Source organism: Microbacterium sp. LWO13-1.2 (assembly GCF_038397725.1).
In the GTDB taxonomy this organism is placed as follows: domain Bacteria; phylum Actinomycetota; class Actinomycetes; order Actinomycetales; family Microbacteriaceae; genus Microbacterium.
This window is the reverse complement of the sequence record NZ_CP151634.1, coordinates 1609436-1624018: the sequence shown is the minus strand read 5'-3', so window position 1 is coordinate 1624018 and position 14583 is coordinate 1609436. Positions and strand designations below refer to the sequence as shown.

The 14583-nt window shown below is 69.2% G+C and carries 12 protein-coding genes; 4 read left to right on the top strand and 8 right to left on the bottom strand.

Going from position 1 to position 14583, the window contains the following annotated elements:
- Positions 1 to 15 precede the first annotated feature (15 nt).
- The 7 genes from MRBLWO13_RS07615 to MRBLWO13_RS07585 form a co-directional block, all read right to left on the bottom strand.
- Positions 16 to 1887, bottom strand: a complete 1872-nt coding sequence (locus tag MRBLWO13_RS07615; RefSeq protein ID WP_341977586.1) for a heparinase II/III family protein — start codon at positions 1885 to 1887, stop codon at positions 16 to 18.
- Between the two features lie 6 nt (positions 1888 to 1893).
- Positions 1894 to 2871, bottom strand: coding sequence for a hydroxyacid dehydrogenase (locus tag MRBLWO13_RS07610; protein WP_341977584.1), 978 nt, complete (start codon positions 2869 to 2871; stop codon positions 1894 to 1896).
- Entirely contained in the window at positions 2868 to 3536 is a 669-nt protein-coding gene (locus tag MRBLWO13_RS07605) for a DUF624 domain-containing protein (protein WP_341977583.1), read from the bottom strand. Before MRBLWO13_RS07605 ends, MRBLWO13_RS07610 begins: the two co-directional genes overlap by 4 nt.
- 3 nt (positions 3537 to 3539) lie before the next feature.
- The gene (locus tag MRBLWO13_RS07600) at positions 3540 to 4445 is read right to left on the bottom strand and encodes a carbohydrate ABC transporter permease (protein ID WP_341977581.1); all 906 of its coding nucleotides are present in this window, start codon (positions 4443 to 4445) and stop codon (positions 3540 to 3542) included.
- Positions 4442 to 5344 (bottom strand): sugar ABC transporter permease, encoded by a 903-nt coding sequence (locus MRBLWO13_RS07595; protein WP_341977579.1) that lies wholly within the window; start codon positions 5342 to 5344, stop codon positions 4442 to 4444. Before MRBLWO13_RS07595 ends, MRBLWO13_RS07600 begins: the two co-directional genes overlap by 4 nt.
- Positions 5345 to 5414: 70 nt before the next feature.
- Positions 5415 to 6695: an extracellular solute-binding protein gene (locus tag MRBLWO13_RS07590; protein WP_341977577.1), complete on the bottom strand. Its 1281-nt coding sequence runs from the start codon at positions 6693 to 6695 to the stop codon at positions 5415 to 5417.
- A 54-nt stretch (positions 6696 to 6749) separates the two neighbouring features.
- Complete coding sequence (locus MRBLWO13_RS07585) at positions 6750 to 8681, bottom strand: DUF2264 domain-containing protein (RefSeq protein ID WP_341977575.1); 1932 nt, start codon at positions 8679 to 8681, stop codon at positions 6750 to 6752.
- A 143-nt stretch (positions 8682 to 8824) separates the two neighbouring features.
- On the opposite strand from MRBLWO13_RS07585, the gene MRBLWO13_RS07580 reads away from it, so the two are divergent.
- The gene (locus MRBLWO13_RS07580) at positions 8825 to 9913 is read left to right on the top strand and encodes a substrate-binding domain-containing protein (protein WP_341977573.1); all 1089 of its coding nucleotides are present in this window, start codon (positions 8825 to 8827) and stop codon (positions 9911 to 9913) included.
- 38 nt (positions 9914 to 9951) lie between these two features.
- Here MRBLWO13_RS07580 and MRBLWO13_RS07575 read toward each other — a convergent pair whose 3' ends face one another.
- Positions 9952 to 10902 (bottom strand): LacI family DNA-binding transcriptional regulator, encoded by a 951-nt coding sequence (locus tag MRBLWO13_RS07575; protein ID WP_341978321.1) that lies wholly within the window; start codon positions 10900 to 10902, stop codon positions 9952 to 9954.
- A gap of 139 nt (positions 10903 to 11041) precedes the next feature.
- On the opposite strand from MRBLWO13_RS07575, the gene galT reads away from it, so the two are divergent.
- From galT to galE, 3 genes are read left to right on the top strand one after another with little or no spacing between them, the layout of a single operon-like run.
- Positions 11042 to 12217, top strand: a complete 1176-nt coding sequence (gene galT / locus MRBLWO13_RS07570) for a galactose-1-phosphate uridylyltransferase (RefSeq protein WP_341977571.1) — start codon at positions 11042 to 11044, stop codon at positions 12215 to 12217.
- Positions 12218 to 12258: 41 nt separating this feature from the next.
- The gene (gene galK, locus MRBLWO13_RS07565; RefSeq protein ID WP_341977569.1) at positions 12259 to 13455 is read left to right on the top strand and encodes a galactokinase; all 1197 of its coding nucleotides are present in this window, start codon (positions 12259 to 12261) and stop codon (positions 13453 to 13455) included.
- Positions 13456 to 13496: 41 nt separating this feature from the next.
- Positions 13497 to 14474 (top strand): UDP-glucose 4-epimerase GalE, encoded by a 978-nt coding sequence (galE, locus tag MRBLWO13_RS07560; protein ID WP_341977567.1) that lies wholly within the window; start codon positions 13497 to 13499, stop codon positions 14472 to 14474.
- Positions 14475 to 14583: the final 109 nt, after the last annotated feature.

The window sequence follows — 14583 nt, the reverse complement described above, 5'->3', positions numbered from 1 at the left end:
CATACGCGCCCTCGATCATGCGACGCTCCCTCGCAGCTCCCACCGCCCGCCCGCCGTCTCCGGTGCGAACACGATCCGCGAGATGAACTCGCCCCACGACCGATGCAGATAGGGATCGTCGACGGTCCGCGTCTCGATCACGACCTCTGCGGGGTCATGGACCAGCAGAAGGGAACGGGATGCGTGCCGACCGGGCACGAGGATGCCGTCGCCCACCCGCTCGGGCACGCCGGCGCATACGACGGCGATGCGGGTGCCCGCTGCGCCGACGGCGGCTCCCTGGTCGCGGATGATCACCTCGCCGTCGCGGAGGCGGATCTCCCTCGTCCACTCGCGCTCGGCGCCCTCGGGCCACGGGTATGCCGCGCTCAGGTCGATCGACCAGCCGTCGTCGAGAGGCCGCATCGGTGCTTCCCATTCCGGACCGGGCAGCTGCTCGAGCCCGGACGGATGCGGAAGGCTGTGCCATTCGCTGCTCAGATGCCACAGCGAGTACCGCTGCTCGGAGAAGGTCGTCGCGGTGTAGACGCCACGGCCGAGATCGGCGAGCAGCGGCACCCCGTCGACCGCGACGGACACGGATCCGAGATCGTTGTGGTTGTGGCTCTCGCCGTTGTGCCCCGCCTTCGCGATGACGGTGAGCCCGGTGGATTCACGTTCACGCTCGCGACGGATGCCGACCGCGATCGAAGCCCACTCGGCGAGGCGGGGATAGGGTGCCCCGCCCGGCGGGGTCGTGCGCCACCGGGCATCGAACGACTCGCCGACCATGCGACCGATTCCACCGACCGTGTCGGCCTCCAGCCCGAGGATCCTTCCCTCGCGCCTCCGGCCCGCCGCGAACGCCGCGGTCTCCTCGAGCCCGCAGAGGTGGGCCGCGCGAAACAGCGAGAACCAGGGCGTATCCGCTCCGATCCGTGCCTCCGCGTCGGAGTAGCTGGCGACCCAATCCTCGCCGAGCAGCATCCTCTCGGGGAAGCGAGCGAGCTCGCGCAGTCCGGCCAGCGCACCGTCGACCGCCTCCGCCCTGATCAAGCCACCGGACAACGTGTCGAGCAGCACCAGGCCGTCGAAGGCACGACCGGCCCCCTGCCACCAGTATGCGAAGCCCTCGTCGATGCCGCCGTCGGCCGGGAGATGCGACAGGTACCGGTCGATGCCGTCGACGCATCTCTCGAGCAGTCGGGCTCGGCGCTCCCCCGCGCTGAACGCGACCGCGGCAGGGATGACGTTGCCGACGATCCACGCCAGCCAGTTGTTGATCTCGCGGTTCTCCCACCACCAGTCACGGCGCTGCATCAACGGCGACAGGATGCGGCGTTCGACCTCGGCGCGCAGCCGCGGGATCAGTCCCGGCACCTCGGTATCGAGGGCGTCGCCGATAATGAGAGCCGCCCATCCGGCGAGAGCCGCGCACTCCCCCGCCCCCAGATCGAGGAATGGTCGGTCGACGTCGGTGGTGAGCAGCCCCCGCGAGAACGAGTCGTCGTGCGCAGGCCAGCACCAGGTCGACTGCTCGCAGAGCGTCCACAGACCGTCGGCCGCCTCGATGACACGCGCCGGTGACGGGTCGATCGCGGCGGCGAGGACGGCCAGCCGAATGCGCCGCTTGTGTGCGAATTCGGCCGCTTCGTAGCCTCGGCGATCCCCGGTCCGTGCGAAGTCCGACCACTGCGAGAGCCGAGGTACGAGCCAGGCTTCGCCTCGCTCGGCGTCGGCCGCCGACAGGATGAGATCTCGCGCCTCCTGGTCGATCGACTCCCAGGCGGCGCGATCGGAGGACTTCGGCACCAGATGCGGCGCGGCGTCTGGCTGCGACGACTGCCAGATGCGCAGCAGCGCTCCGCGCTCGATCAGCCCAGCGGGGCCCTCATCCTGTCCGTCCATGTGCCGCTACGCGCTGAGCTCCATGTCCGGCCGCGTGATCACCTGCGACAGGATTCCGCCGCGGAGCAGGGTCTCGATGTCGTCGAGGGCCGAGTCTGCGAGCCGCCGCGCCTCGGTGCCCATCGATCCGGCGATATGCGGGGTCAGCGCCACATTGGGCAGCTCGCGCAACGGCGATTCGGCCGGCAGGGGGTCGGGCTCCGTCACGTCGAGGACGGCGTCCAGCCGCCCGGAGGCGCACTCCCGCAGGAGGGCCTCGTGGTCGAGGATCCAGCCGCGCGCCGTGTTGATCACGGTGGCACCGTCGCGCAGGGCGGCGAGTTCGGTGCCGCCGATCATGTGGTGCGTCTCCGGCAGGGCCGGAGCATGCAGCGACAGCACATCCACCTGTCCGAGCATCGACCCGAGAGGGACGAGTTCCGCCCCCGCCGCCGCGACGGCATCCGGCGCGACGAAGGGGTCGGCGACGAGGATGCGCACATCATCGAGCTGCCGCAGCATCCGCACCACCCGGCGCCCGATCCGCGAGAAGCCGACGATGCCCACCGTCCTGCCGACGCTGCCGTACTTCGGCGAACCGACCAGGTCTCCCCAGCCGAGGACCGCCGCGGGAGAGCGCATGTGCACGAAGGCACGCTTGAACGCGAGGATGATCGCGGCGAACGTGTACTCCGCAACGGGCACCGCGTTGGCATCGGCCGCGGAGGTCACAGTGATGCCGCGCTCCCACAGCTCATCGGAGACGAGCCCCTGGACGCTCCCGGCGGCGTGCACCACGGCGCGCAGCCGCGGCATGCGGTCGAGCAGCTCGGTGTCGAGACGGGGTGCCCCCCACGAGGTCAACAGGATCTCGGTGTCTGCAAGATCGCCGTCGTCGATCGCCAGACGCGGCGACGACGAGGTCAGCGCGCGCAGCCGCTCGAGACGGGCGGAGTCGAACAGCAACTCGAACACCTCGGGGCTCATCGCGGTGCGAACCCTCACGCCCGCACCTCTTCGAGGTCGAGAACAGGGCGCAACGTGTAACGACTGTTCGCCCACGCGACGTACAGCGCCGGCGCGCAGGTCAGGCCGATCGCGATCGCCGGCATCGTGGTGAACAGCGCCAGCTGCACCCCCAGAACCGCGAACGACAGCGCCGTCAGGTACCAGCGCCGCACGCTCAGGTAGAGCGCCGCCTTGAGGATGTCACGCAGCCGTGCCTGCGGTGCCTCGGCGAGTGCGGCGAGGGCGACGAGCGCAGTAGCGACGGCGACCACGGTGAGCAGGGCCAGAACCGGGACCACGACGACGGACGCCGGCAGCGCCGCCACCGCGCGCACGTCGACGAGCAGGACGACGACGGATGCCGCGGCGGCAGCGCCGATCAGCATCCCCTTGCGCCAGGTCGCCTTCCAGCCTCGGAAGAACGACCGCACCACCTGCGGCTCACCGCGCCCGAACTCACGGAACGCGGCGAACGCGCCCGTGAGCGCCGGCGCAGCCAGGGGCACCGCGAGAGCCAGCAGCGGCCAGGAGAGCACCGGGTCGGTGGTGATCAGCAGCACCATGAGGGGCGCTGCGGTGACGAGCACGAGGAAGTTCACCATCAGGCCGAGGTAGACGACGCCGAGGATCGTCGCCCAGGTGTCGTGTGAGATGCGCTTCATCGGTCAGCCCTTCATCCCGCTCGTGGCGATGCCCTCGACGAAGTACTTCTGGCCGAGCAGGAAGATGATCGCGATCGGCAGGACCGAGATCGTCAGGCCGGCGAACAGCAGGGCGTAATTCGTGTCGAAGAGGTTCGAGACGAAGCTCTTGAGTCCGAGCTGGATCGTCCACAGGTCGGGGTTGCGCAGATAGATGAGTGGTCCGAGGTAGTCGTTCCATGTGTTCACGAAGGTGAGCAGCGTGAGGCTCGCGATCGCCGGGATCGACAGCGGCAGCATGATGCGCCGCCAGATGCCGTACTCGCTGAGACCGTCCAGGCGTGCGGCCTCGCTGAGCTCCTCGGGGATCGTCTCGTAGAACTGCTTCATGAGGAACACGCCGAAGGCGCCGAAGGCCTGCAGCAGGATGATCGACCACAGAGTGTTCGACACCTTGAGGTTCGACAGCAGGATGAACTGAGGGATCATGTACGACTGCCACGGCACAGCGATCGTGCCGATGTAGGCGAGGAACAGGATGTCTCGGCCGGCGAAGCGGATGCGGGCGAAGCCGTAGGCGGCGAACGATCCGGTGAGCACCTGGAGGAACGTGACGCTCACTGCCAGGAACAGGGTGTTGCGGATCCAGACGAGCATGTCCGACTTCGTCCAGATGTCGACGTAGTTCTGCCACACGAAGATCTCGGGCACCCAGACGACCGGCACCGAGAACACCTCGTTGGCGTTCTTCAGCGAGCTCATCACCATCCAGGCGAACGGGGCGAGCAGACCGATCGCGGCGATGATCAGGGCGATGTAGCCGATGACGCGGCCGACCGTGCGGCGGGTGCGTATGCGGCCGGCCGGGGTGGGGTCGCTGAGCTTGCGCAGCGAGCCCCCGGTGACGAGGACCTGGGTCGCGGTCATCATGCGCTCCGCTTCTTGTTCCAGAGGAACTGGCCGATGGTGACGATGATGCAAAGGAAGAACAACGCGACGGCTGCGGCGGATGCATAGCCGAACTGCGATTCTTCGAAGCCCTTCTTGTAGATGAACTGCGACAGGACGAGCGTCGATTGGCCGGGGCCGCCGTCGGTCATCACGAGGATCAGATCGAAGATCTTGAAGGAGTTGATGGTGAGCATCACGGTGACGAAGAACATCGTCGGCCGCAGGCACGGCAGCGTCACGTTCACGAAGCGCTGCCAGACGCTCGCGCCGTCCACCCTGGCGGCCTCGTGCAGTTCTCTCGGCACCGTCTGGAGCCCCGCGAGGAACAGGATCATGTAGTAACCCATGTCTCGCCAGGTGCTGACGATGACCACGGCGGGCATCGCCCACTCCGACGAGGTGAGCCAACCGGGGGGCTCTGAGATGCCGATCGCACGGAGGATCTCGTTGATGGGCCCGTAATCCGGGCTGAAGAGCAGGTTCCAGACGACCGCGATCGCGACGATCGAGGTGATGTACGGGAAGAAAGCGGCGGTGCGGAAGAACGCGACGCCGCGCAGCTTGTTGTTCAGCAGCAGCGCCAGCCCCAGCGAGACGATGATCGTCAGCGGGATGTGCATCACCGAGTAGTAGAGAGTGTTGCCGAAGGCGATGCGGAAGCTGCCATCGCCGATCAGGCGCTGGAAGTTCGCCAGTCCCACCCAGTCGGCCTTGCCGAAGACGTTCCAGTTCGTGAACGCCATGTAGAAGAGGATCAGCACCGGCAGCAGGGTGAGGAACCCGAATCCGATGAAGTTCGGCAGGATGAAGCTCCAGCCGATCAGGGCGTTGCGGCGGCGCAGCGCCGTGCCGCGGGGCGGGGCCTCGGTGGTGGTCATGTCTCTCATCTCCTGGATGCGGCGCGGGGCGCGATGTCGGGGGCCGGCCGGCGGCCGGCCCCCGAGTGGGTCAGCCGACCTCGTTCTTCACGCGGTCTTCGGCCGTCTTGATCGCGTCGCCGATCGCCGCCGAGCCGGACATCACGGCGGTGTGCAGGTCGGCGAGGATGCCCTGGATCGTCGCCGTCTTGCTGGACGTCGGGTTCTCGGGGAGCACCTCGTGGGTCGACCAGGCGAACTTCGACAGCTCGTCGGACGGAGCGCCCTCGACCGAGAAGTAGGTGTCGACCACGGCGTCGTTCGTCAGCGCCGGGGTGATTCCGATCCCGGCGAGCGCCTGGGCGCCGTCCTCGGACGCAGCGAACTCGAGGAACTGCTTGGCCGCGTCGGCCTTCGCGGAGTCGATGTTCGCGTTGATGCCGAAGCCGGTCGGGTCGCCGTAGGTCACCGGGGTGTTGTCGGTGCCCGCGGTCTTCGCGTCGAGCTGCGGAGCGGGAGCGATGCCCCACTCGAAGTCGTTCGCGTCGCCCGAGGCCTGCTGGGCGATCAGGGTCGCCGTGTACCAGGTGCCCATCAGCATCATCGCCGCCTTCTGGGTACCGAACTCGCCCTGATAGGTGAGCTGGTTGGCGGTCGAGGTGTTGAAGTCGACCTGGTAGCCGGCATCCTGCAGCGCCAGCGTGTTGTCGTAGTAGTCCTTCAGATTGCCGTAGTCGCCGTCGAGGACGCTGGTGCCGGTCTGCGCGTTCGCGAAGCCCTGCACGGTCGACTGCCAGCGGTGCAGGTAGGCGCCCTTGACAGTGTCGGTGGTGAGCGCCTTCGCGGCGTCGGCGTAGTCGTCCCAAGTCCACGAGCCGTCGGGGTGTTCGACGCCCGCGGCGTCGAACAGGTCCTTGTCGTAGAAGAGCACCCAGGAGTCCTGGCGGTAGGGCACCGCGTACGAGGCGCCGTCGACCTTGTAGGAGTCGGCGCCGCTGATGCCGTCGGGGAGCTTCACATCGGAGACGTCGAGCAGTTGACCGCCCTCCTGGAAGGTGGTGACGTACTTGACCTCCTTCTGCGTGATGATGTCGGGACCTGAGCCGGCGGCGAGGTCGGCAGTGACGAGCGTGTTGTACTCGGCGGCGTCGTACTCCTTGAGGTCGATCGTGACGTTCGGGTGCTCCTTCGTGAACGCGTCGGCGAGGGTCTGGAACTCGGGCGTGGTCTCGATGCTCCAGCCCGACAGCGTCAGGGTGATGGGGGCGTCGGGGTCGGTGCTCTCAGCGGCGTCGGTGCCACCGGAACAGCCGGCGAGGGCGAGGGCCGCGACTGCGGCGATGCTGCCGGCGGCGAGGATCTTGCGGTTCATGTGGGTACTGCTCCTTTGCAATTGCGGGTGCCCAGGACGGGTCGGGGGTCCGGCTCAGGCGAGCCGGTGTTCGGTGGCGGTGGAATCGGGCCAGGTGACGGCGACAGCGTCGCCGTCGATCCGGACGGAGGGGGCGGATACCGGCGCGTGATCGGAGAGGTGCACCGCGGTGGCGATCCACCCGCCGATCACGACCGGGTAGGTGATGACAGGAACGGATGCCGCAGCACCGAGCGGGCTCGCATCCTTTCGGGTCTCGACGGCAGGCGCACCTCCGGGGGTGAGGGCGACGATCGTGCTGTGACGGCCGCCGGCCGCGGCTGCGGCGCTGTCGGCGGAGACCAGATCGTCGACGGCATCCGCTGCGATCGCCCAGCCGCCGATGCGCAGCACGGTCGGCGCGGCATCCGCTGCCACGGCGTCGACGCGCACCAGGCGCACCTCCCAGGCTCCCCGCACGATCGACCAGGTGGAGACGGCACCGGCGATCTCGACGGAGCCGACGATCCCCGAGCCATGTCGGGTCTGGTTCGCTGCCGGAGCGATCCAGTGCGCATTCGCCAGGGATCCGGCGATCGCCGCCCCGCCATCGAGCCGGATGCCCTGCACCTGCATACCGGCACGGTGCGTCGCCCGGCCGTCGGCGTGGATCAGGGCGGCTGACTGCTCGAGCGGTTCGGCCCAGGCGTCGCCGTTCAGCAACGGGCTCGCAGCGGTGGAGTAGCCCAGGCGGGCGTACAGGGGTGAGTCTCCGACGAGGTCGCCGGGGCGCGCGTGGTCGGCGCCGTGGTTGATGATGCGCACGATGCCGTCATCGACGGTGGCCGAGATGATCCACGCCGGAGCGACGGCGATACGCAGGGTGTCTGCGGTCTCGGCGGGCAGCGGCACGGGCGGCGCTGACCAGACGGGGTGGTCTTCGGGCAGGGCGATGCCGAGCAGCCCCTTGGCCGCCCAGTAGGGCGACCCGGTGCCCGAGTAGTTCTGCGCGAGACGGCGCCATTCTCCGTGCCAGCCGAGGTCGAGAAGCCCCTCGCCGTTCGGCACGCCGTTGGCGGAGAAATGGCGGACGATGCCGGATGCCGCACGGCGCAGCTGCGCCGCCGGAACCGACGGCACCTCCGCGATCACGCCTGCCCAGTACGGCGCGGCCGCCGCGAAGCGGTAGACGAGGCTGCGACCCTGGATGAGCGGCGAGCCGTCGGCGCCGACCATCGCGATCGCGTCCTGCAGGAAGGCGTCGAGACGCGCGATATCACCGGCCGTGCGGCCGTTCGCGAGTTCGGCTGCGCCCTGCATCCGCGCCCACAGCACGGGATAGAGGTGCAGTGCCCAGCCGACGTAGTGATCATAGGCGCGCTCGTCTCCGTCGGAGATCCAGCCGCTCTCACGGAGGTAGGAGTCGTGACGGGCGAGATCGTCGTCGATGTCGGCCTGCGACCACGGGCCGCCCACCGAACGCAGGAAGGTCTGCACGACCACCCGGAACCACAGCCAGTTGTTGCCGGGGTAGGTCTCGTCACCGACGACCGGCGAGAGGTAGTCGATCATGCGTTGCCGGGTGAGAGCGTCGAGGCGATCCCAGATCCACGGCCGGGTCATGTCGAGGATGAGCGCGATGGAGGCGGCTTCGACCTTGGCCTGCGCATACTCATCGAGGCGCACCCAGCGATCCTCGTTCTCGGGATCGACGCCGGCGACAATGCCGCGCGAGTAGAAGTCGATGAGATCGTCGACTCCTTCACCTCGGGCGCCGGCGATGCGGAAGCCGGCCAGCAGGAAGGTGCGCACGAAGCCCTCGAGCCCGTCGACGTCGACGCCGTAGCCGCCGGATGCTCCGGGGAGCGTGATGCGGGCGCCGGTCTCGGACGCCCAGGGACGCACGGCCGCCAGCAGTCCGTCGGCGTAGGCGAGCAGATCATCGCGGGTCCATTCCGCATCGCTGCGGTGACTTTTCGCCGCTTCGCTGGTGGGCTCGAACGCCACGGGCTTCTCCTTTGAATACTGCTCCGGGTACCGCCGTCGGACTCTCTCCGTTCGCGATCGTTTGGAGATTATCATTCTGTTTCGATCAAGACAACCCGTAATTAATCCACATTCGATCATTTTCGATCAGCTATGCTGAATCCATGACCGATCAGCAGCACGTCCCCCTGGCGCCGGCGCGCCATGCGCACATCCTCGCCGCCCTGGTGCGCGACGGGATCGTGCGGGTCTCGCAGCTCACCGAGGAGCTCGGCGTCGCCCCCGTCACTCTTCGCCGGGATCTGCAGCAGCTCGAGGAGGAAGGCCACCTCGAGCGGGTGCACGGCGGAGCCGTTCCCACGTCGGGCGCGGTGTCTGTCGAGGCCACGGAGTCCGTCAGCGGCGGGGCGATCGCCGTGCTGGTTCCCTCGCTCGCGTACTACTGGCCCGGCGTCTTCCGCGGCATGGAGACCGAAGCGCAGCGCCGCGGCCTGCGCCTGGTGCTCCGCGGAGCCTCGTACGAGCTGCAGGACGAGCGACCGGTCCTCGAGCGCCTCGTGGCATCCGATGACATCCGGGGCCTGATCGTGGCCCCGAACCCCGACGCCGCCCACGCGCAGGACGTGGTGCAGTGGCTCGCGTCCTCCGACATCCCGAGCGTGTTCGTCGAGCGCGATGCGGTCGTGCTCCCCGGACGAGAGCCCGTCGAGAGCGTCACGACCGACCACGCGTTCGGCGCCGTGCTCGCTGCCAGGCACCTCGCAGAACTGGGCCACCGCCGCCTCGGCTTGATCGTCTCGCGCGACTCCCCCACCGGCCGCAAGGTCGTGAAGGGGTGGGCCGCCGCGTGCGAGGAACTCGAACTGGGTCCCGATGCCCACTTCGAGAGCCTGATCCCCGATCGCAACGTCCCCGGCTTCACCTCGGCCGTGAACGCCGCGATCGACACCGCGCTCGAGAAGGGGGCGACCGGGCTGCTCATCCACCCCGACCCCGCGGCGATGGCCTTCATCGACATCGCCCTCAACCGCGGCCTCGCCGTGCCGGAGGACCTGTCCGTCATCGCCTACGACGATGAGGTCGCCCAGCTGTTCACCCCGGCGCTCACCGCGGTCAGCCCTCCGCGCGGTGCGGTCGGCGCCGCGGCGGTCGATCTGCTCGCTCGGCGCCTCGCCGACCCCTCGCGCCCCGTGCACCGGGTCATCCTGAGCCCGACGCTGCATGCGCGCGAATCCACGGCGCCGGCGCGCTGACAAGTGAGTGCGTGATCTCGGCCTGAGGCGAGGAGGCGTCAGCGCACGCTCGCGCGTTCGATCAGGGACGTCGGCACGATGACGGGACCTGCCGCCACGCTGCCACCCTCGATCTCTGCCACGAGCGCCTCAACGGCGCGGTGCGCGAGGGCTGCGAAGTCCTGTCTGATCGTGGTCAGCGGCGGCCGGTAGTTCGCCGCATCCGGCACGTCGTCGAAACCGATCACCGCGACGTCCTCCGGCACCCTTCGACCACTGTCCGCGAGAGCGCGCAGCACGCCGAGAGCCATCTGATCATTGGCGCAGAAGACGGCGGACGCCGCGTCCAGGGCGACCCCGGCCGCGTACCCCGACTCGGCACTCCAGTCGCCGCGAACAGGAGCCGGCGCATCGGCCCCCGCGGCGACGAGCGTCTCGCGCCAGCCGCGCTCGCGCTCGGCCGCAGCGAAGGAGTCGGCGGGGCCGGCGACGTGATGCACCGCGACGTGCCCCTGGGCGAGGAGATGCGCGGTGGCGGCGGCTGCACCGCCCGCATGATCGCTGTGCACGGAGACGAACCCGGCATCCACAGCCGCGTCCACGACGACCAGTCGCAGCCCACGAGGGCGCTCGACCGTGGCGACCTGGGCCGAGGCCTCGTTCAGGACGATCGCGCCATCGACCTCCTGTTCGGCGAGGCTCTCGAATGCGGCCGCGACGCCGTTCGACGCGGTGACGAGAGTGAGTGCATAGCCCCGCTCGGCTGCAGCCTCGGCCGTCGCCTGCAGCATGCGCGAGTTGCCGACGGTGGCGAGTGTCGTGACGACGAGACCGATGGTCTGGGAGCGACCGGTGCGCAGGGCGCGGGCGGCGCGGTGCGGGCGATAATCGAGCTCGGCCATCGCGGTCTCGACGCGCGCACGGGTCTCGGGGTCGACGCGGGGGCTGTCGTTCACGACGCGGGAGACGGTCTGGCCCGACACCCCGGCACGCGCGGCGACCATGGCCATCGAGACCCGTCCGGTCGAGCCGCGGCGGCGACGTGGTGTCGGCTCTGCCTGGTCCGATCCAAGCACGAGATCCTCAGCGGTCATCGCAATCCCCCTCTCCGTGTTGACGTTACCACGGAGGCTATGTCACCATGTTTACGTGAACACGCACGAAACCCCCCAGACGCGAATCGAAGCACTGAGCGCCGGCGTCACGAAGCGCGCCACCGTGCTGGCCGACGGCCGCGACCTCATCTACTACGACGACCCAGACACGACGCTCGACGCCGAGCGTTCCGTCGACGCCCGCACCCTCGACCCGCGGCCCGCGACGGCGACGATGCGCCTCGATGTGCTCACCGCCGACTGGATCACGGTCGCCGCGAACCGTCAGAACCGCGTCATGATGCCCAGCGCCGACGCAGATCCGCTCGCGCCGCAGACGCCGACGAACCCGTCCGAGGTGCCGTCGCTCTATGACGTCGCCGTCTTCGAGAACCGCTCTCCCGCGTTCGGCCCTGCCCTCGCCGAGGCCGTCGGCACCGCGCCGGGCGCGAGCAATCCGCCACGAGGCCTCGATGATCTCGCGGCCCTGGGCCTCGGCCGCACCCGCACCTCGGTCGGCCGCTGCGAGGTCGTGTGCTTCAGCCCCGAGCACGCAGGATCCTTCGGCACCCAGTCCGTCACCCGCGCCCGCACCGTGATCGAGGCCTGGGCCGACCGCACCGCCGCGCTCTCGCTCCTCCCCGGCATCGAGCAGATCTTCCCGTTCGAGAACCGCGGCGAGGCGATCGGCGTGACCCTCCCGCACCCCCACGGCCAGATCTACGCCTATCCGTACGTCACCCCGCGCACCGCCCGGGTATTGGAGAGCATCGACCGCACCGCGCCCGATCTGTTCCAGCGCATCCTCGAGTTCGAACAGGGGTCGGAGCGCGTGGTGTTCCAGGGGGAGCACTGGACGGCGTTCGTCCCCTTCGCAGCCCGCTGGCCGCTCGAGGTACACCTCATGCCGCACCGCCACGTGCCCGACTTCGCCGAGACGACGGAAGCGGAGCGCGACGAACTCGCCCCCCTCTACCTGAAACTGCTGCGCGGTGTTGACGCCCTCTACGACACCCCGACCCCGTACATTGCCGCCTGGCATCAGGCGCCGGTGCACATCGGCCGCGAGAGCGTGCGCCTGCACCTGCAGCTCACCAGCCCCCGTCGCGCCGCCGACAAGCTGAAATTCCTCGCCGGATCCGAGGCCGCGATGTGGGCCTGGGCCGCCGAGGTCGCCCCCGAACAGGGTGCCGCCCGTATTCGCGAGGCCATCGAAAGGGCATCCGCATGATGCGTCGGCAGCCCTCGACCGGATCGACCGAAGGAAACGAGATGGCTGAGTCGAATCACGCCACCCAGGTCGCCGCACGCACCCTCTTCACCGACCTGACCGGCCGCGAGCCGGACGGCCTCTGGTCGGCACCGGGTCGCGTGAATCTCATCGGCGAGCACACCGACTACAACGACGGCTTCGTGCTGCCCTTCGCGATTCCGCACCGTACCGTCGCCGCGGTCGGCAGGCGCGAAGACGGGAAAGGCCGTGTGCGCGTCGCATCGACGTTCGCCGCGGAGCCGGTCGAAGTCGCGCTCGACGATCTCGACGAGATCTTCCCGACAGCGACCGGCAGCGAACCGGCCGTGCCGGAGTGGGCGGCGTACCCGCTCGGCGTCGCGTGGGCGCTCCGGCAGACCGGACTCGTCGGCAGCGGTGTCGACATCGCGATCGCCTCGGATGTACCGGTCGGCGCCGGGCTGTCCTCCTCCGCCGCGATCGAGGGGGCCGCCGCATCCGCGCTGAACGACCTCTGGAACGCCGATCTCGATCGCACGGCTCTTGCCCGCATCGGTCGTCGCGCGGAGAACGAGGCGGTCGGCGCACCCACCGGGATCATGGATCAGATGGCATCGATGCTCGGTGAGCCGGATGCCGCGATCTTCCTCGACTGCCGATCACTGGAGGCGCAGCTGGTGCCGGTCGGCATCGCCGAGGCCGGCCTCGCGATCCTCGTCATCGACACCCGGGTGAAGCACGCGCACTCCACCGGCGGCTACGGCGAGCGCCGAGCGTCCTGCGAGCTGGGCGCATCGATCATGGGTGTCGCCGCGCTGCGCGACGTGTCCGTCGACGATCTCCCCCGCGCGCAGGAGCTCATGGACGACATCACGTTCCGCCGCGTGCGCCACATCGTGACCGAGAACCAGCGCGTGCTCGACACCGTCGAGGTGCTGCGCACAGAGGGTGCCCGCGCGATCGGCGATCTGCTCGTCGCCTCGCACGTCTCGATGCGCGACGACTTCGAGATCTCGGTGCCCGAGCTCGACACCGCGGTCGAGGCCGCGCTGGCGGCCGGCGCGCTCGGTGCGCGGATGACCGGCGGCGGCTTCGGCGGCGCGGCCATCGCGCTCGTCGAGCAGGACGCCGTGGCATCGGTGTCCGATGCCGTGAACGCCGCGTTCGCCGCATCCGGATTCTCCGAACCGCACATCTTCACGGTGACCCCCTCCGCGGGCGCGCACCGCGACGCCTGACAGACTGAATACCGCGCGCCAGCGCGATGAGAGGAACACACATGTCTTGGATCGTCACCGGCGGCGCCGGCTACATCGGAGCGCACGTCGTGCGCGCACTCGCGGATGCCGGCCTCACCCCCGTCGTCCTCGACGACCTCTCCAGCGGCGTCGCCTCGTTCGTCCCTGAGGGTGTGCCGTTCGTGCACGGCAGCATCCTCGACCGCGACCTCGTCGAGAAGACGCTCCGCGACCACGACGCGCAGGGCGTCATCCACGTCGCCGGCTTCAAGTACGCCGGAGTCTCGGTGCAGCGGCCGCTGCATACCTACGCGCAGAACGTCGAGGGCACCCGCGTGATCCTCGAGGCGATGGATGCTGCGGGCGTGACGAACATCGTCTTCTCGTCATCCGCCGCTGTCTTCGGCACCCCCGATGTCTCGCTCGTCGTCGAGGAGACCGAGAAGAAGCCGGCGAGCCCGTACGGCGAATCCAAGCTCATCGGCGAATGGCTGCTGCGTGACCAGGCGACCGCGACCGCCGGCTCGGAGAAGCCGCTGCGGCACACGTCTCTGCGCTACTTCAACGTCGTCGGCTCGGCCGACCCGACGGTGTACGACGTGAGCCCGCACAATCTGTTCCCGATCGTGTTCGAGAAGCTGATCGCCGGCGAGACCCCGCGGATCAACGGCGACGACTACGCCACGGAAGACGGCACGAACGTGCGCGACTACGTGCACGTCGGCGACATCGCCGCGGCGCACGTCGCCGCCGCGAAGCGCCTTGCCGCCGGTGAAGCGATCGAGGCCGCGTACAACCTCGGCTCCGGCGACGGCCTGAGCGTGAAGCAGATCATGGATGCCATGGTCCGCGTCACCGGCATCGACTTCTCGCCCGAGATCGGCCCTCGCCGCGCCGGCGACCCCGACCGCATCGTGGCGACCGGTGAACTCGCCGCCCGCGACTTGGACTGGACGATGCGCTACACGGTCGACGAGATGGTGCGCACCGGCTGGGAAGCCCGACGCAACGCCGGTTGAGTTCTCCGGCCAGCCGCTGGCAGGGGACGCACTCGGCCGCATCCCCCGCCGTCAGGCGACCATCTCCGACACCTCCCCCGCGAGAGGGGACGCACTCGGCCGCATCCGA